23 protein-coding genes are annotated in these 24,747 nt (G+C 65.1%); 22 read left to right on the top strand and 1 reads right to left on the bottom strand.

The window, feature by feature from the left end:
- Positions 1-199: 199 nt before the first annotated feature.
- The 9 genes from QA645_RS36850 to QA645_RS36810 all read left to right on the top strand — a co-directional run bounded on the left by QA645_RS36850 (position 200) and on the right by QA645_RS36810 (position 9,837).
- Positions 200-1,402: a pyridoxal phosphate-dependent aminotransferase gene (locus QA645_RS36850; protein ID WP_254134334.1), complete on the top strand. Its 1,203-nt coding sequence runs from the start codon at positions 200-202 to the stop codon at positions 1,400-1,402.
- A 167-nt stretch (positions 1,403-1,569) separates the two neighbouring features.
- On the top strand, positions 1,570-2,049 hold the full coding sequence (locus QA645_RS36845; protein WP_254134333.1) for a DUF992 domain-containing protein: 480 nt from the start codon (positions 1,570-1,572) through the stop codon (positions 2,047-2,049).
- Positions 2,050-2,237: 188 nt separating this feature from the next.
- Positions 2,238-4,286 (top strand): elongation factor G, encoded by a 2,049-nt coding sequence (locus tag QA645_RS36840; RefSeq protein WP_283046051.1) that lies wholly within the window; start codon positions 2,238-2,240, stop codon positions 4,284-4,286.
- 454 nt (positions 4,287-4,740) lie between these two features.
- The gene (locus tag QA645_RS36835; protein WP_254134331.1) at positions 4,741-5,013 is read left to right on the top strand and encodes a helix-turn-helix transcriptional regulator; all 273 of its coding nucleotides are present in this window, start codon (positions 4,741-4,743) and stop codon (positions 5,011-5,013) included.
- Positions 5,014-5,108: 95 nt separating this feature from the next.
- Complete coding sequence (locus QA645_RS36830; protein WP_283046050.1) at positions 5,109-6,839, top strand: SulP family inorganic anion transporter; 1,731 nt, start codon at positions 5,109-5,111, stop codon at positions 6,837-6,839.
- Between the two features lie 67 nt (positions 6,840-6,906).
- Positions 6,907-7,551 (top strand): YoaK family protein, encoded by a 645-nt coding sequence (locus QA645_RS36825; protein ID WP_283046049.1) that lies wholly within the window; start codon positions 6,907-6,909, stop codon positions 7,549-7,551.
- 60 nt (positions 7,552-7,611) lie between these two features.
- Positions 7,612-8,445 carry a shikimate dehydrogenase gene (locus QA645_RS36820; protein WP_283046048.1) on the top strand — a complete coding sequence of 278 codons (834 nt, stop codon included), beginning with the start codon at positions 7,612-7,614 and terminating at the stop codon, positions 8,443-8,445.
- 57 nt (positions 8,446-8,502) lie between these two features.
- Positions 8,503-9,129, top strand: a complete 627-nt coding sequence (locus tag QA645_RS36815) for a hypothetical protein (RefSeq protein WP_254134327.1) — start codon at positions 8,503-8,505, stop codon at positions 9,127-9,129.
- A gap of 99 nt (positions 9,130-9,228) precedes the next feature.
- The gene (locus tag QA645_RS36810) at positions 9,229-9,837 is read left to right on the top strand and encodes a hypothetical protein (RefSeq protein ID WP_283053493.1); all 609 of its coding nucleotides are present in this window, start codon (positions 9,229-9,231) and stop codon (positions 9,835-9,837) included.
- 109 nt (positions 9,838-9,946) lie between these two features.
- Here QA645_RS36810 and QA645_RS36805 read toward each other — a convergent pair whose 3' ends face one another.
- Complete coding sequence (locus QA645_RS36805; protein WP_283046047.1) at positions 9,947-11,089, bottom strand: alpha-hydroxy acid oxidase; 1,143 nt, start codon at positions 11,087-11,089, stop codon at positions 9,947-9,949.
- A 103-nt stretch (positions 11,090-11,192) separates the two neighbouring features.
- Here QA645_RS36805 and QA645_RS36800 point away from each other — a divergent pair, with 103 nt between their 5' ends.
- The 13 genes from QA645_RS36800 (at position 11,193) to QA645_RS36740 (ending at position 24,739) form a co-directional block, all read left to right on the top strand.
- A complete protein-coding gene (locus QA645_RS36800) occupies positions 11,193-11,360 on the top strand; it encodes a hypothetical protein (protein ID WP_254134325.1) in 168 nt (55 codons plus the stop codon).
- A 222-nt stretch (positions 11,361-11,582) separates the two neighbouring features.
- Entirely contained in the window at positions 11,583-12,929 is a 1,347-nt protein-coding gene (gene glmM / locus QA645_RS36795; protein ID WP_254134324.1) for a phosphoglucosamine mutase, read from the top strand.
- Between the two features lie 305 nt (positions 12,930-13,234).
- Positions 13,235-14,488 carry an MFS transporter gene (locus QA645_RS36790; RefSeq protein ID WP_283046046.1) on the top strand — a complete coding sequence of 418 codons (1,254 nt, stop codon included), beginning with the start codon at positions 13,235-13,237 and terminating at the stop codon, positions 14,486-14,488.
- A 237-nt stretch (positions 14,489-14,725) separates the two neighbouring features.
- Positions 14,726-15,562 (top strand): outer membrane beta-barrel protein, encoded by an 837-nt coding sequence (locus QA645_RS36785; RefSeq protein ID WP_254134322.1) that lies wholly within the window; start codon positions 14,726-14,728, stop codon positions 15,560-15,562.
- Positions 15,563-15,731: 169 nt separating this feature from the next.
- Complete coding sequence (locus QA645_RS36780) at positions 15,732-16,616, top strand: outer membrane beta-barrel protein (RefSeq protein ID WP_254134321.1); 885 nt, start codon at positions 15,732-15,734, stop codon at positions 16,614-16,616.
- Between the two features lie 73 nt (positions 16,617-16,689).
- Complete coding sequence (locus QA645_RS36775) at positions 16,690-17,280, top strand: glutathione S-transferase family protein (protein ID WP_254134320.1); 591 nt, start codon at positions 16,690-16,692, stop codon at positions 17,278-17,280.
- Between the two features lie 33 nt (positions 17,281-17,313).
- The gene (locus QA645_RS36770; protein WP_283046045.1) at positions 17,314-17,778 is read left to right on the top strand and encodes a GNAT family N-acetyltransferase; all 465 of its coding nucleotides are present in this window, start codon (positions 17,314-17,316) and stop codon (positions 17,776-17,778) included.
- A gap of 125 nt (positions 17,779-17,903) precedes the next feature.
- The gene (locus QA645_RS36765; protein WP_254134318.1) at positions 17,904-18,158 is read left to right on the top strand and encodes a hypothetical protein; all 255 of its coding nucleotides are present in this window, start codon (positions 17,904-17,906) and stop codon (positions 18,156-18,158) included.
- 79 nt (positions 18,159-18,237) lie between these two features.
- Positions 18,238-19,410: a phosphoserine transaminase gene (locus tag QA645_RS36760; RefSeq protein ID WP_254134317.1), complete on the top strand. Its 1,173-nt coding sequence runs from the start codon at positions 18,238-18,240 to the stop codon at positions 19,408-19,410.
- 167 nt (positions 19,411-19,577) lie between these two features.
- A complete protein-coding gene (gene serA, locus QA645_RS36755) occupies positions 19,578-21,167 on the top strand; it encodes a phosphoglycerate dehydrogenase (protein WP_254134316.1) in 1,590 nt (529 codons plus the stop codon).
- Positions 21,168-21,353: 186 nt separating this feature from the next.
- Positions 21,354-22,526, top strand: a complete 1,173-nt coding sequence (locus tag QA645_RS36750; protein ID WP_283046044.1) for an acetyl-CoA C-acyltransferase — start codon at positions 21,354-21,356, stop codon at positions 22,524-22,526.
- A gap of 276 nt (positions 22,527-22,802) precedes the next feature.
- A complete protein-coding gene (locus QA645_RS36745; protein WP_283046043.1) occupies positions 22,803-24,371 on the top strand; it encodes an FAD-dependent oxidoreductase in 1,569 nt (522 codons plus the stop codon).
- Positions 24,372-24,496: 125 nt separating this feature from the next.
- The gene (locus QA645_RS36740; protein WP_283046042.1) at positions 24,497-24,739 is read left to right on the top strand and encodes a DUF1127 domain-containing protein; all 243 of its coding nucleotides are present in this window, start codon (positions 24,497-24,499) and stop codon (positions 24,737-24,739) included.
- The last annotated feature ends 8 nt before the right edge of the window (positions 24,740-24,747 follow it).

Raw genomic sequence — 24,747 nt, 5'->3', positions numbered from 1 at the left:
GCGGGATATGAGCGGTTTGCCCGGCAAAGTTGCGGAAAATTGCGGGAAATCGCGCCTTGAAACGCTCCAAACCCCGTAAACTTTTTCGAGATCGGGCCGAAGTTTCTTGCGGTGCAGCGGCACACGTTTTAGGGTGTCTGCATTCCCACAATCAGAGTCGTGAGGCCAAAGGGTTCACGACGCTTGTCAGGAGATGACGATGGCCTTCCTTGCTGCTGCGCTCGACCGTGTGAAGCCGTCCGCGACCATCGCGGTCACGGATAAAGCACGCGCGCTGAAAGCGGCGGGCCGCAACGTCATCGGCCTCGGCGCCGGCGAGCCCGACTTCGATACGCCCGCCAACATCAAGCTGGCGGCGATCCACGCCATCGAAGCCGGCAAGACCAAGTACACTGCGGTCGACGGTATCCCCGAGCTGAAGGAAGCCATCATCGGCAAATTTCAGCGCGAGAACGGCGTCGTCTACAAGCCGAACCAGATCATCGTCGGCACCGGCGGCAAGCAGGTGCTCTACAATGCGCTGATGGCGACCATCAATCCGGGTGACGAGGTGATCATCCCCGCGCCGTACTGGGTCAGCTATCCCGAGATGGTGGCGCTCGCCGGCGGTGAGCCGGTGTCGGTGGTCTGCACCGCCGCGACCGGCTTCAAGCTCCAGGCCGATGCGCTCGAGCGCGCGATCACGCCGAAGACCAAATGGGTCATCCTGTGCTCGCCGTCGAACCCGACCGGCGCGGCCTACACCCGCGCCGAGCTGAAGGCGCTCACCGACGTGCTGGTCAAGCATCCGCATGTGTGGGTGATGACCGACGACATGTACGAGCACCTCGTCTACGACGACTTCCAGTTCACCACCGTCGCGCAGGTCGAGCCCAGCCTCTACGACCGCACGCTCACCGTGAACGGCGTGTCGAAGGCCTATTGCATGACCGGCTGGCGCATCGGTTACGCCGGTGGTCCTGCGCAGCTGATCAAGGCGATGTCGACGATCCAGTCGCAGTCGACCTCGAACCCGTCGTCGATTGCGCAGTGGGCTGCGGTCGAAGCGCTGAACGGTCCGCAGGACTTCATCCCCGCGAACAACAAGGTGTTCAAGGAGCGCCGCGACCTCGTCGTCTCCATGCTCAACCAGGCCAAGGGCATCGAGTGCCCGCGTCCGGAAGGCGCGTTCTATGTCTATCCGTCCTGCGCCGGCACGATCGGCAAGACCGCGCCGTCGGGCAAGGTGATCGACAACGACGAGACCTTCGTGACCGAGCTGCTCGAGACCGAAGGCGTCGCGGTGGTGCAGGGTTCGGCCTTCGGCCTCGGCCCGGCCTTCCGCATCTCCTACGCGACCAAGACCTCGGACCTCGAAGACGCCTGCAAGCGCATCCAGCGCTTCTGCGGCAATCTGCGCTAAGCCCGCAGTAACGATCCGACACGAAAGGGCCCGCGTAGCGCGGGCCCTTTTTTCTTTCACGTCCGCGCGATCTGGCACGTCCGCGCCACTTGTGGCATAGACCGTCCTGCGGCGTCCCGCCGCGCTTCTCCAATGCCCGCATCACATTCATCGCCGGAGACATTTTCATGCGCCGCTCACTCCTTCTTGCCGGACTCACGGCCGCCAGCCTCGTTGCCTCCGTTGCGGGCGCCAGCGCGCAGTCGCGACTGGTGCAGGTCGGCGTGCTCGAATGCCGTGGCGGCGCCAGCGTCGGCTTCGTGGTCGGATCGGTGACGCATCTCGGCTGCGTCTTGCGCGTCGATGGCATGCCCGACGACCGCTATGTCGCGACGATCAGCAAAATCGGCATCGACCTCGGCATCACCCAGGAGACGGCGCTTGCCTGGGGCGTGTTCGCACCCGTCAACCGCCTCGGCCCCGGCGATCTCTCCGGCAATTATGCCGGCGCGCAGGGCAGCGCCTCGGTCGGCGTCGGCCTCGGCGGTAACGTGCTGGTCGGTGGCTCCAACAATTCGATCGCGCTTCAGCCGCTCAGCGTGCAGGGCCAGGTCGGCCTCAACGTTGCGGCCGGACTCGAGAGCCTGGAACTCCGTCCGGGCCGTTGAGACGCGCCAATGGTAGTGCTGCTCCACCTCTCTCCGCTGGCGAGAGGTGGAACACCATCCGTTAAGACCTGATCTCACTGACGACGCACCGCAGCGACGTTTGATGCTTGCCAAATCTCGGGGACGGGCAGAGCATCTGCGTTTGCCGACCCAATCATGGGCCGAGCTCCACACCAAGGAGGCGGCGAATGGGACAAGACGTCAGAAGTCCCCGAGGTCCACGGTGCATTGCGCTGGTGGGCCCTTTCCAAAGCGGTAAAACCACACTTCTCGAAGCGATCCTGGCGCGAACGGGCGCAATCCCGCGTGCCGGCAGCGTTGACGCCGGAACCTCCGTCGGCGACGCCACGCCCGAGGCCCGTCATCACAAGATGACCGTCGGGCTTACTGCCGCCACCACGAGTTTCATGGGCGACAGCTATACCTTCCTGGATTGTCCCGGTTCCGTCGAGTTCGCCCACGACATGCGCGCCGCGCTTCCTGCCGTCGACGCCGCCATCGTGGTCTGCGAGGCCGACGAGAAGAAGCTGCCGCAGCTTCAGATCATCCTGCGCGAGCTGGAGGAGCTGAAGATCCCGCGTTTCCTGTTCCTCAACAAGATCGACCGCGCCAACAAGCGCATCCGCGAGACGCTCGCGATGCTCCAGCCTGCCTCGCGCGTGCCGCTGGTGCTGCGCCAGATCCCGATCTGGAAGGGCGAGCTGATCGAGGGCTTTGTCGATCTCGCGCTGGAACGAGCTTTCGTCTATCGCGAGCACAAGGCATCCGAAGTGGTCGCGCTCGAAGGCGGCGATCTCGATCGCGAGAAGGAGGCCCGCTTCTCGATGCTCGAGAAGCTTGCCGATCACGATGACGCGCTGATGGAGCAATTGCTGGAGGATATCCAGCCGCCGCGCGATGCCGTGTTCGACGATCTCGCCCGCGAGCTGCGCGAGGGCGTGATCTGCCCGGTCCTGCTCGGAGCTGCCGCGCGCGAAAACGGCGTGTTGCGTCTGATGAAGGCGCTGCGCCACGAGGCGCCCGGCATTGCGGAGACCGCAAAACGTCTCGGCGCCCCCTCCACCAAGGACGCGCTCGGCTTCGTCTTCAAGACGCTGCACTCGCAGCACGGCGGAAAACTGTCGCTGACGCGGCTGCTCGCCGGCCATCTCGACGACGGCGCCACGCTGCAATCCTCCTCCGGCGGAACGAGCCGCATCTCCGGCATCCTCGCCGTCAACGGCGCTTACGACACCAAGCGTGCCACGGCGGAAGCCGGTGACACCGTGGCGCTCGCCAAGCTCGATCCGATCAAGACCGGCGATACGGTGTCGAGCGGCAAGGCGCCGCCCGCGGGACTGACTGCCCCGGAACCGACGCCGCCGGTGCTCGCCATCTCGGTTGCGGCCACCGACCGCAAGGACGACGTCAAGCTCGGCCAGGCGTTGATGCGGCTTCATGAGGAGGATCCGTCGCTCGTCGTCGTGCAGAACCCCCAGACCCACGACACCGTGTTGTGGGGACAGGGCGAGATGCACTTACGTGTCGCGAGCGAGCGGCTGCGCGACCGCTTCGGCGTCAAGATCGCCTCGCATCCGCCCGCCATCGGCTACCAGGAGACCATCCGCAAGCCGATCGTCCAGCGTGGCCGCCACAAGAAGCAATCCGGCGGTCACGGCCAGTTCGGCGATGTCGTGCTCGACATCAAGCCGCTGCCGCGCGGCGAAGGCTTCAAGTTCGCCGAGAAGGTCGTCGGCGGTGCGGTGCCGCGCAACTATATCGGTGCGGTGGAAGAGGGCGTCGTCGACGGGCTCGCCCGCGGCCCGCTCGGCTTCCCCGTGACCGATCTGCAGGTGACGCTGACCGACGGCTCGTATCATAGCGTCGATTCCTCCGACCTCGCCTTCCGTACGGCGGCGCGGGTCGGGCTCAACGAAGGCCTGCCGCAATGCCAGTCGGTGCTGCTGGAGCCGATCCACGTGGTCGAGATCGTCTGTCCGACTGATGCCACCGCCAAGATCAACGCGATCCTGTCGGCGCGGCGCGGTCAGATCCTCGGCTTCGACACCCGCGACGGCTGGAGCGGCTGGGACTGCGTTCGCGCCATGATGCCGGAAGCCGAGATCGGCGAGCTCATCGTCGAGCTGCGTTCGGCAACGGCAGGTGCGGGCAGCTTCACCCGTCAGTTCGACCACATGGCCGAAGTCACCGGCCGCGCCGCCGACCAGATCATCGCCGCGCATCAACACGCGGCGTGATTCTGTGAAGGAGGTCATTCTCCCGCTCCTCTTCCCGCTCGCGCGGGGAGAGGAGATGTGCTGCAGCCGCTCCACGCGTCGCTGCGAGGAGCGAAGCGACGAAGCAATCCAGTCTGCCTCCATCGCGGGATTTCTGGATTGCTTCGCTACGCTCGCGATGACGGAAGAGGAGCTTGGCGCTCATCTATCACCGTCACCCTGAGGTGCTCGTCTTGCGAGGCAAGGCGAGCCTCGAAGGGCGACGGCCCGGCTGCATCGTGGCCGTACATCCTTCGAGGCTCCCCGAACGGCGCGCCGCGCCGCTCGGCTCGCACCTCAGGATGACGGAGCTACGGCAGGTTCATTGGCAGATGGATTGGCGGTGAGAGCGCTTGCGTTCGCCGTTTCATGATGTATTTTACATCATTGTGAATGCTTCATATATCACTTATAACTCCTGACACGTGAGGCCCAGGTGATCACGTCATTCCAGATGCGGGCAGCCCGCGCGCTGCTTGGCATCGACCAGAAAGCCCTGGCCGAGCTCGCCGGCGTGTCGCTGCCGACCATCCAGCGGATGGAGGCGTCCACCGGCAATGTGCGTGGCGTGGTCGAGACCTTGATCAAGGTGGTCGAGGCGTTCGACCGGGCCGGCGTCGAACTGATCGGCGAACAGGCCCGCAGCGACAGCGGCGGGCGGGGCGTTCGCCTGAAGCAGCCGGGGCCGCCGCGCCGCGTGGGGGCATGATCGCGATGATCGTGCCCGGGATCAGGATGAACTAACGCACCGTCGCGTCCGATCGCGGCCGCACGATGCAGTTGAGCATTGTGGGGCAGCGGAGCATGAGCATCACCAGCGAGCGGGCAGGCGGGCTGCGTCAGCCGACCTTTGCCGAACTCTATCTGCCGAAGCTCATCACCGTCTGGCGCGAAGGCTATGGCGTCGCGGATTTCCGCGCCGACATATTTGCGGGCCTCACCGTTGCGATCGTCGCGCTGCCGCTGTCGATGGCGATCGCTATCGCCTCGGGCGTGACGCCGGACCGCGGGCTCTATACAGCGGTCGTCGGCGGCTTCATCGTGTCGCTGCTCGGCGGCAGCCGGTTTCAGATCGGCGGGCCCGCGGGGGCCTTCATCGTGCTCGTCGCGGTGACCGCGGAGCGGCACGGCGTCGACGGCGTCATCCTCGCCACCATGATGGCGGGAATGGTGTTGATCGCCGCGGGTTTCTTGCGCATCGGCACCTACATCAAGTTCATTCCCTATCCCGTCACGGTCGGCTTCACCGCCGGCATCGCCGTGATCATCTTTTCGAGCCAGCTCCGCGATCTCTCGGGGATTACGCTTGCCGGGAAGGAGCCGAGCGAGTTCGTTCCAAAGCTCGTCGCGCTGGCCGGCGGCTTGCACACGATCAATCCGTCGGCGGTCGCGGTCGCGCTCGCCAGCATCGCCATCATCGCCGGCTTGCGGATCTGGCGGCCGTCCTGGCCCGGCATCCTGATCGCGGTGGTGTTCGCGGCCGTCGTCTGCGCGGTGTTCGCGCTGCCGGTGGAAACCATCGGCTCGCGCTTCGGCGGCATCCCGCGCGAACTGCCGTCACCGGCGCTGCCGGCGTTCTCGCTCGACAAGGCGAAAGCGGTGCTGCCCGATGCGATCTCGTTCGCGCTGCTGGCCGCGATTGAATCATTGTTGTCGGCGGTGGTCGCCGACGGCATGACCGGCCGCCGTCACCGCTCCAATTGCGAACTGGTGGCGCAAGGTGCCGCCAATATCGGCGCGGCGCTGTTCGGCGGCATCTGCGTCACGGGCCTGATCGCGCGCACCGCGACCAACATCCGCGCCGGCGCGCGCGGGCCCTTGGCGGGCATGCTGCACTCCATCTTCCTGCTGCTGTTCATGCTGGTCGCAGCCCCGCTCGCGAGCTACATCCCGCTCGCCGCACTGGCCGCCGTGCTGGTCGTGGTGTCCTGGACCATGGCAGAGAAGCACGAATTCGCAACGCTGCTGCGATCGTCCTGGGGCGATGCCGTCGTGCTGCTGGCAACCTTCCTGCTCACGATCTTCCGCGATCTGACCGAAGGCATTCTGGTCGGCTTCGCGCTCGGTGCGGTGCTGTTCATCCATCGCATGGCCGAGATGACCGGCATCGAGGAGCGCTTGCCGCTGGTCGCGGCCGATCGCCCCGATGACGGCAATGGCGAGCGCGTGCCTTACGATCCCGCGCTCGCGGTCGATCGCGACGTGCTGGTCTATCGCATCACCGGCGCGTTCTTCTTCGGTGCGGCGTCGGCGATCGGCAACGTGCTCGACGGCGTCGCCGACGAGCGCAAGGGCTTTGTCGTCGATTTCGCCGCGGTGCCGTTCCTGGATTCCACCGCGGCCAACGTGCTCGGCCGCGTCGCCGCCAAGGCGCACCGCCAGGACATCAAGCTGTTCATCACTGCCGCCTCGCCCTCCGTCCGCGAAGCGCTGCAGACCCATGGCGTCACCGAGCCGCACGCGCATTATCGCGAGACGATCGAGCGCGCGGTCGCCGACATCAAGGGCGGCGAAGCCGCGATTCTCGCGAGCTGACGTCGCGCACTTCTCAAGCCCGCCGATTTGACCGACACTGCCGCATCGCGGCGGTGGTGTCTTCAACATGCTCAATTCGGGTCGCAACATTGCGCTGGCATGCGCGCTCAGCATGCTGGCAGGCTATGTCGATGGCATCGGCTTCCTGCATCTAGGCGGCCTGTTCGTCTCGTTCATGAGCGGCAATTCCACGCGCCTCGGCGTCAGCCTGGCGGAGACGCAGTGGTGGCAGGCCGCCGGCGCGCTTGGCCTGATCGCCCTGTTCGTGGCGGGCGCCGCAGCCGGCAGCCTCGTGGTGCTCGGGGGCGGCACCGAGCGGCAGCCCTGGCTCTTGCTGATCGAAGCCGCACTGCTGGCCGGCGCCGGACTTTGCCATGCCTTTGGCCTGCAAACCCTCGCGATCACGGGGATCGTGCTCGCGATGGGCCTGGAGAATGCCGTGTTCCAGATCGACGGCGGCGCGGGCCTCGGTCTCACCTATGTCACGGGCGCGCTGGTGAAGGCCGGTCAGCTCCTCGCGGTCAGCCTCACCGGGGGACCGCGCTGGGGCTGGGCGCCGAACCTGCTGCTGTGGGCGGCGCTGGTCGCGGGCTCCGCAGCCGGAGCGCTCGCCTATCTGAGGATCAATCTCGCCGCGATCTGGTTTGCCGCGGGCGCGGCGCTGGCGCTGGCCGCGATCGTCGCTGCCGCGATGCGGCGCCCGCGCGCTTGACAGCGCCTGCGGGACGCGAAATGGATCGCCTCCCACGCTCTGTTTCAGGGGACGACGATTGTGACCAAACCGCCCGCAGCCTGTTTGATCGGATGGCCGGCAGCGCATTCGCGCTCACCGCTGATCCATCATTACTGGCTGCGTACGCTCGGCATTGCAGGCGGCTATGTCATCGAGGCCGTTCCGCCCGAGGATCTGCGCGATTTCGTGCTGCGGCTGTCGCTGCGCGGCTTCGTCGGCGCCAATGTCACCATCCCGCACAAGGTCGGCGTGCTGGAGCTTTCGATCCCCGATGCACGTGCCCGGGCCGTGGGCGCTGCCAACACGCTGTGGTTTGCCGACGGTGAGCTGCGTTCGACCAATACCGATGTCGAGGGCTTTCTCGGCAATCTCGACGCCAGCGCGCCCGGTTGGGACGGGGCCAACGAAGCGCTGGTGATGGGGGCCGGCGGCTCCTCGCGCGCGGTGGTGTTCGGCCTGCTCGAACGCGGCTTCAAGCGCATTCATCTCGCCAACCGCACTTTGGCGCGGGCCGAGGCGCTGGCCGCGCAATTCGGGCCGAACGTGCATCCGCTCGGCTGGGACGGGATCAATGACGTCCTGCCGCGGGCAAAACTTCTCGTGAACACGACCTCGCTCGGCATGCACGGCCAGCCCGCGCTCGAGGTCGATGTGGCGCACCTGCCGGCAGACGCCGTCGTTGCCGACCTCGTCTATGTCCCGCTGGTGACGCCGCTGCTGGCGGCGGCCGAAGCCCGCGGGCTGAAGACCGGCGACGGGCTCGGCATGCTGCTGCACCAGGCGGTGCGCGGCTTCGAGCTGTGGTTCGGCCAGCGGCCCGAGGTGACCGCGGAGCTGCGCGCGCTGGTCGAGGCCGATCTCACAAAGACTTGAGAGAATAGTGCGCCGTCTCCGGCGTTCACTATTCGTGGGGACAATCGGAGACAATTCATGACGATCCAACGTGCCAGTTTCACGCGCCCGCTCATCGCCGTTGCGATGGTGGCTGCTTCCACCTTTGCTGCCGTCGCGCAAAAGGCGCCGGTGCCGACCCGCGTGCGCGGCACGATCGAGAGCGTCGATGGTGACACGCTGCAGGTCAAGTCGCGCAGCGGCGAGGACGTCAAGCTCCACATCGCATCCGACGTCCGCGTGGCCGGCGTCACCAAGATTTCGCTCGCCGATATCAAGGTCGGTTCCTTCGTCGGCGCGACCACCGTGCCGGGACCGGACGGCGGCGAGAACGCCGTCGAGGTTCACGTGTTTCCGGAGAGCATGCGTGGCACCGGCGAAGGCTCGCGGCCCTACGACCTCAAGCCCAATTCCAGCATGACCAACGCGACGGTGTCGGAGAGCGTGGTCGGCAATGACGGCCACACGCTGCTGGTGAAGTACAAGGACGGCGAGAAGAAGGTGTTCGTCTCCGATATGACACCGGTGGTGACCTTCGTGCCCGGCGACAAGTCCGAGCTGAAGGCCGGCGCCAAGGTGATCGCCTTCATGAAGCAATTGCCGGATGGCTCGTTCGAGACCAACCGCGTCAATGTCGGCCGCGACGGCCTAACCCCGCCGATGTGATCAGGAATTCAGGGAATAGCGGCGGTCGCACGGGGTTTGCCGTGTGATCGCCGCAACATGCCTGGAAGGGACAAGGCCATGCCGACACTGAGCAACTGGATGCCGCGCGCCGTCGTGGCAGCGCTCGCCACCTTTATCGCCGTATCGACCGCCTCGGCGCAGCAGCAGGCGCCGACCGTCCGCATCCGTGGCGCCATCGAGAGCGTCGACGGCAACACGCTCGGCATCAAGACGCGCGAAGGCACCGACGTGAAGGTGAAGATGACCGACAACGTCGCCGTCTTCGCGGTGGTGAAGACCGAGCTCTCCGAGATCAAGGAGGGCTCCTATATCGGCGTCACCGCCATGCCCGAGCCCGACGGCACGCAGAAGGCCATTGCCGTCCACATCTTCCCGGAGAACCAGCGCGGCGCCGCCGAAGGCTTCCGCCCCTGGGATGCCCGCGCCAATTCGACCATGACCAATGCCACCGTGGCGCAGACGGTGAAGGGCACCGACGGCCAGAACATCACGGTCAAATACAAGGACGGCGAGAAGAAAGTCGTGGTGCCGCCGGAGACCCCGATCGTCACCTTCGTCGCGAGCGACAAGTCGGAAGTGAAGCCCGGCGCCAAGCTGATCATCTTCGGTGCGGCGAAGAAGGATGACGGCACGCTGGAAGCGAACCGGGTCAATGTCGGCCGGGATGGAATTACGCCGCCGATGTGAGCGATCGAGCGCTGAACTCGTAGGGTGGGCAAAGGCGCAACGCGCCGTGCCCACGCAATGAAAATGGTGGGCACGCTTTCGCTTTGCCCACCCTACGGCACCGCCGTCGTTACGGCGCTTCCGCGATGATGTGCTCGTCGATCTCGTCGATCCGGTTGACGCCGCACAGGCCCATGGTCGTGAGCAGCTCCTTCTGGATGATGTCGATCGCCTTGGCGACGCCGGCCTGGCCGCCGGCCCCCAGCCCGTAAGCATAGGCGCGGCCGATCATGCAGGATTTTGCGCCGAGCGCGAGCGCGCGCATCACGTCCTGGCCGGAGCGGATGCCGCCGTCGAACATGATCTCCATCCTCTCACCGACGGCGTCGGCGATCTCGGGCAGCACCTCGATCGAGGACGGCGCGCCGTCGAGCTGACGGCCGCCATGGTTCGACACCACCAGCGCCTGCGCGCCGGTCTTGGCCGCTTCCTCGGCGTCCTCGACGTCGAGAATGCCCTTGATGATGAGCTTGCCCGGCCAGATGCTCCGGATCCACTCGACGTCCTTCCAGTTCAGCGAGGTGTCGAACTGCGACGCCGTCCATTCGGCCAGCCGGTTGAGGTCCTCGGTGTTCTTCACATGGCCGGCGATGTTGCCGAAGGTGCGGCGCTTGCCCTGCAGCACGCCGGAGACCCAGGCCGGCTTGGTCGCGAAATCGATGAATTTCGACAGCGACCATTCCGGCGGGATCGTCATGCCGTTCTTGATGTCGGCATGGCGCTGGCCAATCACCTGCAAGTCGACGGTGAGCACGAGCGCGCTGCACTTCGCCGCGATCGCGCGCTGGACCAGCTCCTTGATGAAGCCGCGGTCCTTCATGACGTAGAGCTGGAACCAGAATGGCTTGTCGACGGCGGCGGCGATGTCCTCGATCGAGCAGATCGACATCGTCGACTGCGTGAACGGGATGCCGGCGGCCTGCGCCGCGCGGCAGGCGTGGATCTCGCCGTCGCCGTGTTGCATGCCGAGCAGGCCCACCGGCGCCAGGATCAGCGGCATGGTCGATTTCTCGCCGAGGATCGTGGTCGAGGTGTCGCGCTTGGAGACGTCGACCAGGATGCGCTGGCGGAACTTGATCGCCTGCATGTCCTCGCGATTGGCGCGCAGGGTTTCCTCGGCATAGGAACCGCGATCGCAATAGTCGAAGAACGCCTTCGGCACCCGGCGCTTATGCAGCGCGCGAAGATCGTCGATACAGGTGATGTGCTTCATGAACGTTCCCCGGCCGTCTCGTATTTAAAGTCTTGCATCGGAAGGTTTCGGGGTCATCTAGCATGGTTGGATGCACAGCCAAATCGTTTGCGAGAGGGGCGCCATGACCAAGCCGCGCACGGGACCTTCGCCCGAAGAGATCAAGGAGAAGCAGGACCTCGAGGACGCCTTGGAGGAGGGTCTGGAAGAGACCTTTCCCGGCTCCGATCCCGTGAACGTCACCCAGCCGGCGCCGAGCCGCGGGGACCGCCACGTCAAGCGAACGGATTAGCCCGGAATTCCCGCTCGGTCCGCCTTTTGGGAGAAAATATAGCGTTAACAATATGTTACTATGGGCAGAGCGTGCCCTGGTTCCGTAATGATTCATCATATTTTTTGAAGCCAAGTTAGCCGCGAACGCTTTATAAGACCCAAGCGTAATCAGGGATGGCGGAGCCGTAGAAGGCATCCGGTAGTTGTCGTGGGGATCCCTGGTTGTTGCGTGGGGGACGATATGAGCCGCAAATATTTCGGGACTGACGGGATTCGGGGCCGCGCCAACGGACTGATCACGCCGGAGCTCGCGCTCAAGGTCGGCCAGGCCGCGGGCCTCGCGTTCCAGCGCGGTGAGCATCGCCACCGTGTCGTGATCGGCAAGGACACCCGTCTGTCCGGCTACATGATCGAATACGCGATGGTCGCGGGCTTCACCTCGGTCGGCATGGACGTGCTGCTGGTCGGCCCGATGCCGACGCCGGCGGTCGCGATGCTCACCAAGTCGATGCGCGCCGATCTCGGCGTCATGATCTCGGCTTCGCACAATCTGTTCGAGGACAACGGCATCAAGCTGTTCGGCCCGCAGGGCTTCAAGCTCTCCGACGATGTCGAGAAGCAGATCGAGCTGCTGCTCGACGAGCCGATGGACAAGAAACTCGCGCAAAGTGCGAGCCTGGGCCGCGCCCGTCGTATCGACGGCGTGCATGACCGCTACATCGAATTCGCCAAGCGCACGCTGCCGCGCGATCTCTCGCTCGACGGCCTGCGCGTCGTGATCGACTGCGCCAATGGTGCCGCCTACAAGGTGGTGCCGGAAGCGCTGTGGGAATTGGGCGCCGACGTGGTGCCGATCGGCGTCGAGCCCGACGGCTTCAACATCAACAAGGATTGCGGCTCGACCTCGCCTGAGGCGTTGTCGCGCAAGGTGCGCGAGATGCGCGCCGATATCGGCATTGCGCTCGATGGTGATGCGGACCGCGTCATCCTGGTCGACGAACGCGGCCATGTCGTCGACGGCGACCAGCTGCTGGCGGTGATCGCGCAGAGCTGGAAGGAAGACGGACGGCTGTCGCATCCCGGCATCGTCGCGACCGTGATGTCCAATCTCGGCCTCGAGCGCTTCCTGAAAGGGCAGGGGCTCGATCTCGTGCGCACGCCGGTCGGCGATCGCTACGTGCTCGAGCAGATGCTGACCGGCGGCTACAATCTCGGTGGCGAGCAGTCCGGCCACATCATCCTGTCCGACTACGCCACCACCGGCGACGGCTTCGTGGCCGCGCTGCAGGTGCTGGCAGTGGTGCAGAAGCTGCGCCGGCCGGTGTCCGAAGTCTGCCATCGCTTCGATCCGCTGCCGCAGATCCTCAAGAACGTTCGCCACAAGGGCGGCAAGCCGCTCGACGCGTCCGAGGTGCAGTCGGCGATCTCCGACGGCGAGAAGCGGCTCAACGGCCATGGCCGCCTCCTGATCCGCTCCTCCGGCACCGAGCCCGTGATCCGCGTCATGGGTGAGGGCGAGGACCGCGTCCTGGTCGAGGACGTCGTCGACACCATCGTCTCCGCGCTGGGCCAGGCCGCGGCGGCCTGAGCCTTTCTTGCCCTCCCCTGGAGGGGGAGGGTCGATCGCGCGAAGCGCGAGCGGGGTGGGGTGATCTCTCCCCACGGGCAGCATTCGAGGTGGAGAGACCGTCACCCCACCCCGTCTCACATTTTCGCTGCGCTCGATGTGAGCCGACCCACGAGCGAGCTACGCTCGTCTCGGACCCCTCCAGGGGAGGGTAAGCGACGAGAGCACACACGCATCCCAGCTATCGACGATTGGCGGTGGTTCCACCGCCTCACGCATCGTAACCAGTAGATGCGGTGGTTCGCCGCGCCTGCCGGGATGCTCCCTTGAACAAGCCTGTCGTCGTCTCTGAGGAAACGCTGACCGAGCCCGTCGTCGTCAGCGATGTTGCGCCCTCCGCTGCCAAGGTGGTCGCGGGGCCGGCCTATGTCGTGCTCGCCGGCATCAGCTTCTCGCACTTCCTCAACGACACCATGCAGTCGCTGATCGCCTCGGTGTATCCGATCCTGAAGGACACCTACGCGCTCGACTTCGCGCAGATCGGCATGATCACGCTGGCGTTCCAGTTCACGGCGTCGCTGCTCCAGCCGGTGGTCGGGCACTACACCGACAAGAAGGCGCAGCCGTACTCGCTGTCGATCGGCATGGCCTCGACCTTTTTCGGCCTGCTGCTGCTCAGCGCCGCGCACCAATATCTCGTCATCCTGGTTGCCGCAGCCCTGGTCGGTCTGGGATCGGCGGTGTTTCACCCGGAATCGGCGCGCATTGCGCGGCTCGCCTCCGGCGGCCGCTACGGCTTCGCGCAATCGGTGTTTCAGCTCGGCGGCAGCTTTGGCACGTCGATGGGCCCGGTGCTTGCGGCGCTGATCGTGGTGCCGTTCGGGCAGGGCAGCATCGCCTGGTTCTCCTCGATCGCGTTCCTCGCGATCGTCATCCTCTGGCGCATCGGCCGCTGGTACGAACCGCAGATCAAGGCGAAGAAGGCCGCGGCGGTTCAGGCTCATCCCGATGCGCCGAGCTCGCGCCGCGTCGCGGTCGCGCTTGCCGTGCTCGTCGCGCTGTTGTTCTCAAAACAGCTCTACGTCTCGAGCCTGTCGAGCTACTATATTTTCTACCTGATCGACCGCTTCAACGTGTCGACGCAGGCCGCTCAGATGTACCTCTTCATCTTCCTGGCGGCGAACGCCGTCGGTGCGTTTCTCGGCGGACCGCTCGGGGATCGCTTCGGCCGCAAGATCGTGATCTGGATCTCGATCCTCGGCGCGCTGCCGTTCACGCTGGCGCTGCCTTATGCGGGGCTCTACGCGAGCGCGGTGCTATCAGTCGTCATCGGTCTCATCATCTCCTCGACGACGTCGTCGATCATCGTGTTCGCGCAGGAACTGGTGCCGCATCGCTTCGGCATGATCTCCGGCGTATTCTTCGGCGTCGCCTTCGGCATCGGCGGCCTCGGCGCGGCGGTGCTCGGCAAGCTCGCCGACCACACCTCGATCGAGTTCGTCTACCAGGTCTGCGCCTACCTGCCGGCGATCGGGCTGCTTGCGGTGTTCCTGCCCAAGCTGCCGCAGCACAAGCGTTAACAAAGCTTCCTTCGCTGCATTGCGGCTTCATACATCGTTAGGAAATGCGGCGAAAAACGCCGCTTTGGCGCGGCATTTTCGCAACGCTCGCACCTCATCCGCGTGTGCGGTGAGAAAATATCAACCTTAAAAATTAGGGTTAAGTGGCGCTTAAGCATTTGCTGCCATCGTCCGCCCGTGAGTTTCCAGAACGTGAGGCATCTGCATTTTGTCTCACCGGCCATAAGGACGAAGCCAATGCGTAGCGTTAAGTCTCTCCTTGCCGCGGGTGCGGCATCTCTGATCTCGTCGATGGCGTTTGCCGCCGATATGCCGATCGCGGCTCCGCCCCCCATGTACGCGCCGCCCGCTCCGCCCGCCGACTTCGGGGGCTGGTATCTGCGCGGCGACATCGGCATGACCAACCAGACTGCAAAGAGCATCGACAGCGCGACGTCGGCGACGTTCCCGACCACGACCGCCGGCCTTGGCTTCGACTCCTCGCCGCTGTTCGACGTCGGTGTCGGCTATCGCTTCAACAACTGGTTCCGCGCCGACGTGACCGGCCAGTACCGCGGCAAGTCCAATCTGCACGGTTCGCAGAGCGTTGCCCTCGGCGCGGCTGACGTCGAAGCCAACACCTACACCGGCAGCAAGTCCGAGTGGGTCGTCATGGCCAACGCCTATGTCGATCTCGGCACGTGGTGGTGCATCACGCCGTTCATCGGCGCCGGTGTCGGCGGCTCCTACAACCAGCTCTCGAGCTTCCAGGACAACGGCGTTCGCTACACCGCCGGCGCGCTGTCCAACAGCGTCACCTATTTCGACACCAACGGTAAGTGGAACTTCGCATGGGCCGCCCATGCCGGTCTCGCCTACAAGGTCAATCCCGGGTTCACCGTTGAACTGGCCTACAGCTACATGAATCTCGGCGACGCTGCGCCCGGCAACTTCCGTGCGTTTGATGGCAGCATCTCCGGCCCCTCCACGATCAAGATCAAGAACATCACCTCGAACGACGTGAAGCTCGGCGTGCGCTGGGAGCTCAACAGCCCGCCGGCCTACGTGCCGCCGCCGCTCGTCACCAAGGGCTGATCGCAAGCTTCATCGCTTAACTTCTCTTAACGGCGCGGGATCATCCCGCGCCGTTTTGCTTTGCATATTTTTCATGGCGCGCGGCGACGAAAACGTCAGACGCAACCATTGGTTAAGGTTAACAGGCGATGATCACGCTCAAGAGTTCGGAGTTCGATGGAGCGTTGCAATGCGTAGGCTTTGGGTGGTGGTGGCGGCCTTGGGATCTGTGTCCGCCGCACACGCGGCCGACATGCCGGATCTGCCCGTCCTGCGCGGCGGCTTCACCGACGGCCTGTCCACGACGTCCCACAATTGGGATGGCGCCTATGTCGGCGTCAATGGCGGCTACACGACCAACGCGACCGATTTCAGCCAGAGCGTCGTCGGCCTGACCAACTTCATCTTCCGCGACAGCGTGCTGCAGCAGCCGACCGCGAGCTGGTCGCTCATGAACAAGACCAACACGCAGAGCACGAATTTCGGCGCCTTCGTCGGCCGCAACTGGCAATGGTACGATGCCATTCTCGGTCTCGAGGGCACCTACAGCTACTTCAACAACCTTGCCACGTCGACGTCGGGCTCCAATTCGCTCATCATCACCAATCCGGCCGGCGACAACCCGCCCACCGGCACGACGGACAACTATAACGTCACGTTGACCGGTACCGCCGCGGCGAAGGTCAAGGACATGATTTCGCTCCGCGGACGCGTCGGCTGGGACGGCGGCGACTTCATGCCTTACGCCTTCGCCGGTGCTGCCATCGGCCGGATGGACGTTTCCCGCACGGTGACGAGCGATGTGACGCTGACCCAGATCGTGACGACGACGGGCGCGGGTGGCGCCACCACGACCACGAGCACGACATATGCCGTTCCTGCGCAGTCGCAGACGCAGAGCCAGCATCGAACCAACGCGTTCGCGGTGGGCTGGGTCGCCGGCCTTGGCCTCGAATACTGCATCTGGAACGGTCTGTTCGCGCGGATCGAATACGAATACGTGAAGTTCTCGCCCGTCATGAACACCTCCGTGACGCTGAACAACGCGCGCGTCGGGCTCGGCTACAAGTTCTGACGCGGCTTTGCTGCGCCGCGGTTGACAGGTCGGCCGCGTCCTGATGCTCTGTCGCCAGATGCGGGCGGCAGCGATGCAGATTTACGGCGACAGCAATTCCGGCAATTGTCTCAAGGTGAAGTGGGTCTGCGACAAGCTCGCATTGCCCTATCGCTGGATCGAGATCGACACCCGCAAGGGCGAGACGCGCACGCCGCAATTCCTGAAGATGAACGGCGCCGGCCAGGTGCCGACCGTCGCCTTCGACGACGGCCGCACGCTGGCGCAGTCCAACGCCATCATCCGCTATCTCGCCCGCGACAGCGCGCTCGTTCCGCGCGATGCCTTTGCCGCAGCCAAGATGGACGAATGGCTGTTCTGGGAGCAGTACAGCCACGAGCCCTATATCGCGGTGTGCCGCTTCCAGCTGGTCTATCTCGGCAAGGACGTCTCCGAGCTCGATCCTGACAAGGTCAAGCGCGGCTATGCGGCGCTCGACCGCATGGAGGCGCATCTCGCCGCCGTCAGCTTCTTTGCGGGCGATGAGGTCTCGCTCGCCGACGTCTCGCTGCTCGCCTATACCCGCCTCGCGCATGAAGGCGGTTTTGATCTCGGCCGCTATGCCGCCATCCGCCGCTGGATCGGAGAGACCGAGGCCCATCTTGGCCTTCCGTCGGCGCGCTAGCGTCCCTTGGCGCGGAGCTCTGGAGTTGCCTGCATGAACGATAAATCAGTCGCTATCCGTCCCGCGCGCCGCGAGGACGTTCCCGCGATCGTGGCGATGCTCGCCGACGATCATCTCGGCCGCGCCCGCGAGCGCCTCGAGGATCCGCTTCCGGCCGTCTACTATCAGGCGTTCGAGCGCGTCGAGCGCGACCCAAATCTCACGCTCGTGGTTGCCGAGAGCGAGGGCAGGGTGGTCGGCTGCCTGCAACTCGCGGTGCTCTCAGGCATCAGCTCGCAGGGCGGCATTCGCGGCCTGCTCGAGGATGTCCGTGTCGCCAGCGATTGCCGCAGCCGCGGCATCGGCGAACAATTGGTGCAATGGGCGATCGCGGAAGCCAAAGTGCGCGGCTGCAATCTGGTCGAATTGCTGACGCATCAGAGTCGCGTCGACGCGCAGCGCTTCTACAAGCGTCTCGGATTTTCACTCAGTCACGCCGGCATGACTGTCCGCTTTTGAAGCGGCGCGTTTTGAGGCAGGTGAATGCGAGCGTTGCATGATCAGCGAAATCGGATCGCGCATTCGTTCATCTTAACAGCTGATAAACTACCCGTTCGTCGTTCACGTTGATCGGGGAACGAACGGTGCTACGCAACGTCAGGACACCGGGCTCGGTCGGTTCGGGGATTTCGATGACAAATTATTCGATGATCAAGGTCGGCAACGACTACGTTGTGCAGGCCAATGACAAATGCATTTTGAAAGTCGGCAGCCGTCGGCGCGCAGCGCAATTGATCAGCGATGCCACGGACTTGCTGAACGCGCTCGCTGCGGTGGAATCCCCCGATATCGTGCCGGAATTGCCCTCACGCCGCCGTGAGCCGCCGGAAGTTTCTTGACGATCCTTCCCGATTCCCGTATCAGCCGCGGCGGGACACCTCCCCCCAACGGGAGGCTTACTATCTGGAAGGGTAGATCATGACTGTAGCGAAGCCCGCTTCGCGGCCGAACGTGCCGCATTTCTCCTCCGGCCCCTGCGCCAAGCGCCCCGGCTGGAACGCCCAAAATCTCAAGGACGCAGCGCTCGGCCGTTCGCATCGCGCGAAGGTCGGCAAGACCAAGCTCAAGCTCGCGATCGATCTGACGCGCGAAGTGCTTGAAGTACCGGCCGATTATCGCATCGGCATCGTGCCGGCGTCGGATACCGGCGCGGTCGAGATGGCACTGTGGTCGCTGCTCGGCGCACGGCCCGTCACCACGCTCGCCTGGGAATCCTTCGGCGAGGGTTGGGTCAGCGACATCGTCAAGGAATTGAAGCTCAAGGACGTCACCAAGCTCAACGCGGCTTACGGTGAGATTCCCGACCTGTCGAAGGTCGATCCCAAGAGCGACGTCGTCTTCACCTGGAACGGCACCACCTCCGGCGTGCGCGTGCCGAACGCCGACTGGATCAGCGCGACCCGTGAAGGTCTGACCATTTGCGATGCGACCTCGGCCGCGTTCGCGCAGCCGCTCGATTGGGCCAAGCTCGACGTCGTCACCTTCTCCTGGCAGAAGGCGCTCGGCGGCGAGGCCGCGCACGGCATGCTGATCCTGTCGCCCCGCGCGGTGGAACGGCTCGAGACCTACAAGCCGGCCTGGCCGCTGCCGAAGATCTTCCGCATGACCAAGGGCGGCAAGATCAACGAAGGTATCTTCGTCGGCGAGACCATCAACACGCCGTCGATGCTGTGCGTCGAGGACTATCTCGATGCGCTGAACTGGGCCAAGTCGATCGGTGGCCTGAAGGCGCTGATCGGTCGCGCCGATGCCAACACCAAGGTGCTCGCCGACTGGAAGGCGAAGACGCCCTGGATCGACTTCCTGGCCAAGGACGCGGCGATCCGCTCCAACACTTCGGTGTGCCTGAAGTTCACCGATCCCGCGATCACCTCGCTCTCGGAGGACGCACAGGCCGACTTCTCCAAGAAGCTGGTCGCTCTCGTCGAGAAGGAAGGCGCCGGCTACGACTTCGCGTACTACCGCGATGCGCCGGCAGGCCTGCGCATCTGGTGTGGCGCCACCGTCGAGGCCAAGGATGTCGAGCTGCTTACGCAGTGGATCGACTGGGCCTTCGCCGAGACCAAGGCCCAGCTCGCCAAGGCGGCGTAAGTTCTTACCCTCCCCTGGAGGGGGAGGGTCGACGCACCGTCAGGTGCGTCGGGGTGGGGTGATCTCTCCACACGGCGCACCGGCAACTTTCTTTTTGCAGCTTCACCCCACCCCGGCGCTTCGCGCCGACCCTCCCCCTCCAGGGGAGGGTGTGAAGGATACACCTCATGACCAAACCCAAAGTTCTCATTTCCGACGCGCTCTCGCCCGCCGCTGTTCAGATCTTCAAGGACCGCGGCGTCGAGGTCGACTTCCAGCCCAACCTCGGCAAGGACAAGGACAAGCTCGCCGAGATCATCGGCAATTACGACGGCCTCGCGATCCGCTCCGCGACGAAGGCGACCGCCAAGATCCTGGAGAAGGCCACCAACCTCAAGGTGATCGGCCGCGCCGGCATCGGCGTCGACAACGTCGAAATCCCTGCGGCCACCGCCAAGGGCATCATCGTGATGAACACGCCGTTCGGCAATTCGATCACGACCGCCGAGCACGCCATCACCCTGATGCTGGCGCTGGCCCGCGAGATCCCGCAGGCCGACGCCTCGACCCAGGCCGGCAAGTGGGAGAAGAACCGCTTCATGGGCGTCGAGATCACCGGCAAGGTGCTCGGCGTGGTCGGCTGCGGCAATATCGGCTCGATCGTCGCCGATCGCGCGCTTGGCCTGCGTATGAAGGTCGTGGCGTTCGACCCCTTCCTGTCGCCGGAGCGCGCCAAGGACATCGGCGTCGAGAAGGTCGACCTCGATGACCTGCTCAAGCGCGCCGACTTCATCACGCTGCACACGCCGCTGACGGAGAAGACGAAGAACATCATCGACGCGGCCGCAATCGCAAAGATGAAGAAGGGCGTGCGCCTGATCAATTGCGCCCGTGGCGGTCTCGTCGACGAGCAGGCCGTGGTCGATGCGCTCAACGCCAAGCACATCGCGGGCGCCGCCTTCGACGTGTTCGTCGAGGAGCCCGCGAATACCAACGTGCTGTTCGGCCATCCCAACGTGATCTGCACGCCGCATCTCGGCGCCTCCACCACGGAAGCCCAGGAGAACGTCGCGCTTCAGGTCGCCGAGCAGATGTCGGATTACCTGCTCACCGGCGCGATCTCGAACGCGGTGAACTTCCCCTCGATCACCGCGGAAGAAGCGCCGAAGCTGAAGCCGTTCATCACGCTCGCCGAGAAGCTCGGCTCGTTCGCCGGCCAGCTCACCGAGAGCGGCATCCTCAAGGTCGAGATCACCTATGAGGGCCACGTTGCCGAGATGAAGATCAAGGCGATCACGTCAGCGGTGCTGTCGGGCCTGCTGCGGCCGATGCTGGGCGAGGTCAATGTCGTGTCCGCGCCGGTCGTCGCCAAGGAGCGCGGCATGGTGGTGGACGAGATCGTCCGCGCCGCCCAGAGCGACTATGAGAGCCTGATCACGGTCACGGTGGCGACGGAGCGCCAGGAGCGCTCGGTCTCGGGCACCGTGTACCACGACGGCAAGCCGCGACTGGTCGACGTCAAGGGCATCCGTGTCGATGCCGAGTTCGGCAAGTCGATGCTCTACATCACCAACGAGGACAAGCCGGGCTTCATCGGCCAGTTCGCGAGCCTGCTCGGCGATGCCAAGATCAACATCGCGACCTTCCATCTCGGCCGCGTCGCGCCCGGAAGCGATGCCATCGCGCTGGTCGAGGTCGACGGTGCGGTGCCGGCAGATCTGCTGGCCAAGGTGCAGGCGCTGCCGCAGGTCAAGCAGGTCAAGGCGCTGACGTTCTGAGGCGTCCGCGGGGCGCGCGCCTCGCGGAATGACGCCCATCATATATTCCGACGTGCGGAACAACGCCGCCCTTCTCGCGAGGGGCGGCGTTTTTGTTGATGCGGCGCGCCGCTTTATGTCTCCCAAGGCTGCCGAACTTTGTGTACCAATGGCGCCCAGAACGCTTTTTGCCAAAGGGAGAAAACAATGCGTGAAGCCGTCATCGTTTCCTACGCGCGCACGGGCCTGGCCAAGTCCGGCCGTGGCGGGTTCAACATCACCCCGCCGATGTCGCTCGCGGCCCACGCCATTCACCACGCGGTTGACCGCGCCGGCGTCGACAAGGATTACGTCGAGGATTGCTATCTCGGCAATTGCGCCCATGGCGCACCGAATATCGGCCGCCAGGCCGCGCTGCTTGCGGGCCTGCCGAAGTCGACCGGCGGCGTGTCGGTGAACCGCTTCTGCTCCTCGGGGCTTCAGACCATCGCGATGGCTGCGAACTCGATCCGCTCCGACGGCGCCGACTGCATCGTCGCCGGCGGCGTCGAAAGCATCTCGATCCCCGGCGGCGGCTCGCCGAAGGAGTGGGTTGATCCCGAACTGCTCAAGACCGCGCCCGACATCTTCATGGCGATGATCGACACCGCCGACATCGTCGCCGAGCGCTACAAGCTCAGCCGCGAGTACCAGGACGAGTATTCGCTGGAGTCGCAGCGCCGCATGGCCGCCGCCCAGCAGGCCGGCAAGTTCAAGGACGAGATCGTCCCGATGAAGACCAAGATGAAGGTGGTCGACAAGGCGACCAAGGCCGAGAGCATCGTCGACTACGTGGTCGACCGCGACGAGTGCAATCGCCCCGAAACCACGCTGGAAGGGTTGGCCAAGCTCGAGCCGGTGAAGGGCCCGGGCAAGTACGTCACCGCCGGCAACGCCAGCCAGCTCTCCGACGGCGCCGCCGCCGTGGTGCTGATGGAAGCCAAGGACGCCGAGAAGCGCGGCCTCAAGCCGCTCGGCCGCTTCGTCGCCTGGGCAGCCGCGGGCTGCGAGCCGGACGAGATGGGCATCGGCCCGATCTTCGCGGTGCCGAAGCTGTTGAAGCGTCACGGCCTGAAGATCGACGACATCGATCTCTGGGAGCTCAATGAGGCCTTCGCCAGCCAGTGCCTCTATTCGCGCGACAAGCTCGGCATCGATCCCGAGAAGTACAACGTCAACGGCGGCTCGATCGCGATCGGCCATCCCTTCGGCATGACCGGCGCCCGTCTCACCGGCCATCTGCTGCAGGAAGGCGCCCGCCGCAAGGCCAAGTGGGGCGTCGTGACCATGTGCATCGGCGGCGGCCAGGGCGGCGCCGGCCTGTTCGAGATCTATAGCTGATCTGAACCGCCTGAATTAACGAAAGGCACGGCGCCCAAAGCGCCGTGCCTTTTTTGTTGCGCATCCATCGCGACGAAACTATAGAGGCCCCGTCGGAAAAGGCAGACTTGGTCTGGTAAGCCCAAGTCCTTCTGGTAACGGAAGCTCTGGTCTTTGGCCTTGTGCCGAGATCCCCGCGACGAACATCGGGCGCCACGCAGGCGCTCAATCGTTCGTCCGTGTGATTCTCGCATCTCAGGGAACGCTCCGGTCGAACATCGACCACAGGAGCGTCTCATGCGAACCCAATCCCTCGATATCTACGACGTCGTCATTGCCGGTGCCGGACCGGTCGGCCTGTTTCTCGCCTGCGAGCTGCGGCTCGGCGGTCTCTCGGTGCTGGTGCTGGAACAATCAGAGGATCCGTACTCGGCGCTGAAGCAGCTCCCGTTCGGCTTGCGCGGTCTTTCGATCCCGACAACCGAGGCCTTTCACCGGCGCGGCCTGCTTGACGATATCCTGGCCGCGCAGCGCGCGAGGTCGGGTGCGATCAAGAGTGCCGCGCACTGGATGCAGCAGACGCGCCGGCCCGCCGGTCATTTCGCCGGTCTCCAGTTCTATCAGGAGGACGTCGACGCCGCGAAGTGGCCCTGGCGCCTGCCGACGCCAGCCGATGCCAACGTCGCCGTCGACATGGACACGCTCGAATCCGCGCTCTCTGCGCGCGCCGGACGCATGGGTGCCGACATCCGATGCGGTCTCGGCGTCACCGCCATTGCAGCGTCGGACCACGACGTGACCGTGCAGGCGGGGGGAGAAACGTTTCGCGGTCGCTGGCTGGTCGGTTGCGACGGCGGCCGCAGCGCGGTGCGCAAACTCTGCGGATTCGATTTCGTCGGCACCGACCCCGAATTCACCGGCTATTCCATCGACGTCGAGCTGGCCGATCCGGAGAAACTCAACCCCGGCCGCAACTACACGCCCACGGGCATGTACACCTATGCGCAGCCGGGCACGATCGCGATGGTCGATTTCGACGGCGGCGCGTTCCACCGCAGCGCGCCGATCACGCCCGAGCATGTGCAGGATGTCCTGCGCCGCGTCTCCTGCACCGACGTCACCATCACCGCGCTCCGCCTGGCCGCGACCTGGACGGACCGCGCCCGGCAGGTCGCAACCTATCGCAAGGGGCGCGTGCTGCTCGCAGGCGACGCCGCGCATACCCATTCGCCGCTGGGCGGCCAGGGCCTCAATCTCGGTCTCGGCGATGCCATGAACCTCGGCTGGAAGCTGGCCGCGACGATCGGCGGCCACGCGCCCGCAGATCTGCTCGATACCTATTCGCACGAGCGGCACGCGATCGGCGCGCAGATTCTCGACTGGTCGCGCGCGCAGGTCGCGATCATGCGGCCGACGCCAAGCGCCCGCGCGCTGCAGGCCATCATCCGCGATCTCGTCGCGACCCGCGACGGCGCGACCTATTTCGCCTGTCGCGTGCGCGGCGTCTCGCTGCGCTACGATCTCGGCGGCAGCCATCCGCTGGTCGGCCGCAGTAGTCCCGATTTCGAGCTCTCGGGCGGCACGACGGTCGGAGAGCTGCTCAGGCCAGCGAAAGGCCTGTTGCTGGATTTCGACGCGCGTGCGCCGCTGCAAGTGCTTGCCAGCCGCTGGGGCGATCGGGTTGCGTATATTGCAGGCGAGCCGAACAATCGGCTCGGCTTGAGCGCGGTGTTGGTCCGCCCCGATGGTTTCGTCGCGTGGGCCAGTGATGGCGCCCCCGACGCCGATGAGCTTGCTCTCGCTGCGGCCCGATGGTTCGGCGAACCCACGTCACGGCCATGTGAGCGGCCGGCGGAAACCATGTGAACTCGTTCACACAGGGCAACGCCGAAGCCGCGGTACGATCGGCAGGTCAACCGGATGTCGAGCATTTTCTCGCGCGGCCTGACACATTCATCCAATGAAAAGAAACACCCGCGGGAGATGCTGTGATGAGCATAACCTATGGTGCAACTGGGCTGCGACGGACCGCCGCGAGAAAGCGGTACGTCTCCCATGTCTTCAGGCAATATTGGCGTGCGTTTTTGCAATGGCGCTGCCGCGAGAGGCTGCGCACCGACCTGTGCAATCTCAGCGACAGGGAGCTGATGGATATCGGCACCACGCGCGGCGAGATCGACTACGTCGCCTCGAACCAGTGGCGCGACCCGCGCGGCATCCGATCCGTCGAATAGCGGCGGCG

The organism is Bradyrhizobium sp. CIAT3101, assembly GCF_029714945.1.
GTDB lineage: Bacteria > Pseudomonadota > Alphaproteobacteria > Rhizobiales > Xanthobacteraceae > Bradyrhizobium.
Note: the sequence above shows the minus strand (reverse complement) of the source record. Positions and strands in the feature narration are given on the sequence as shown.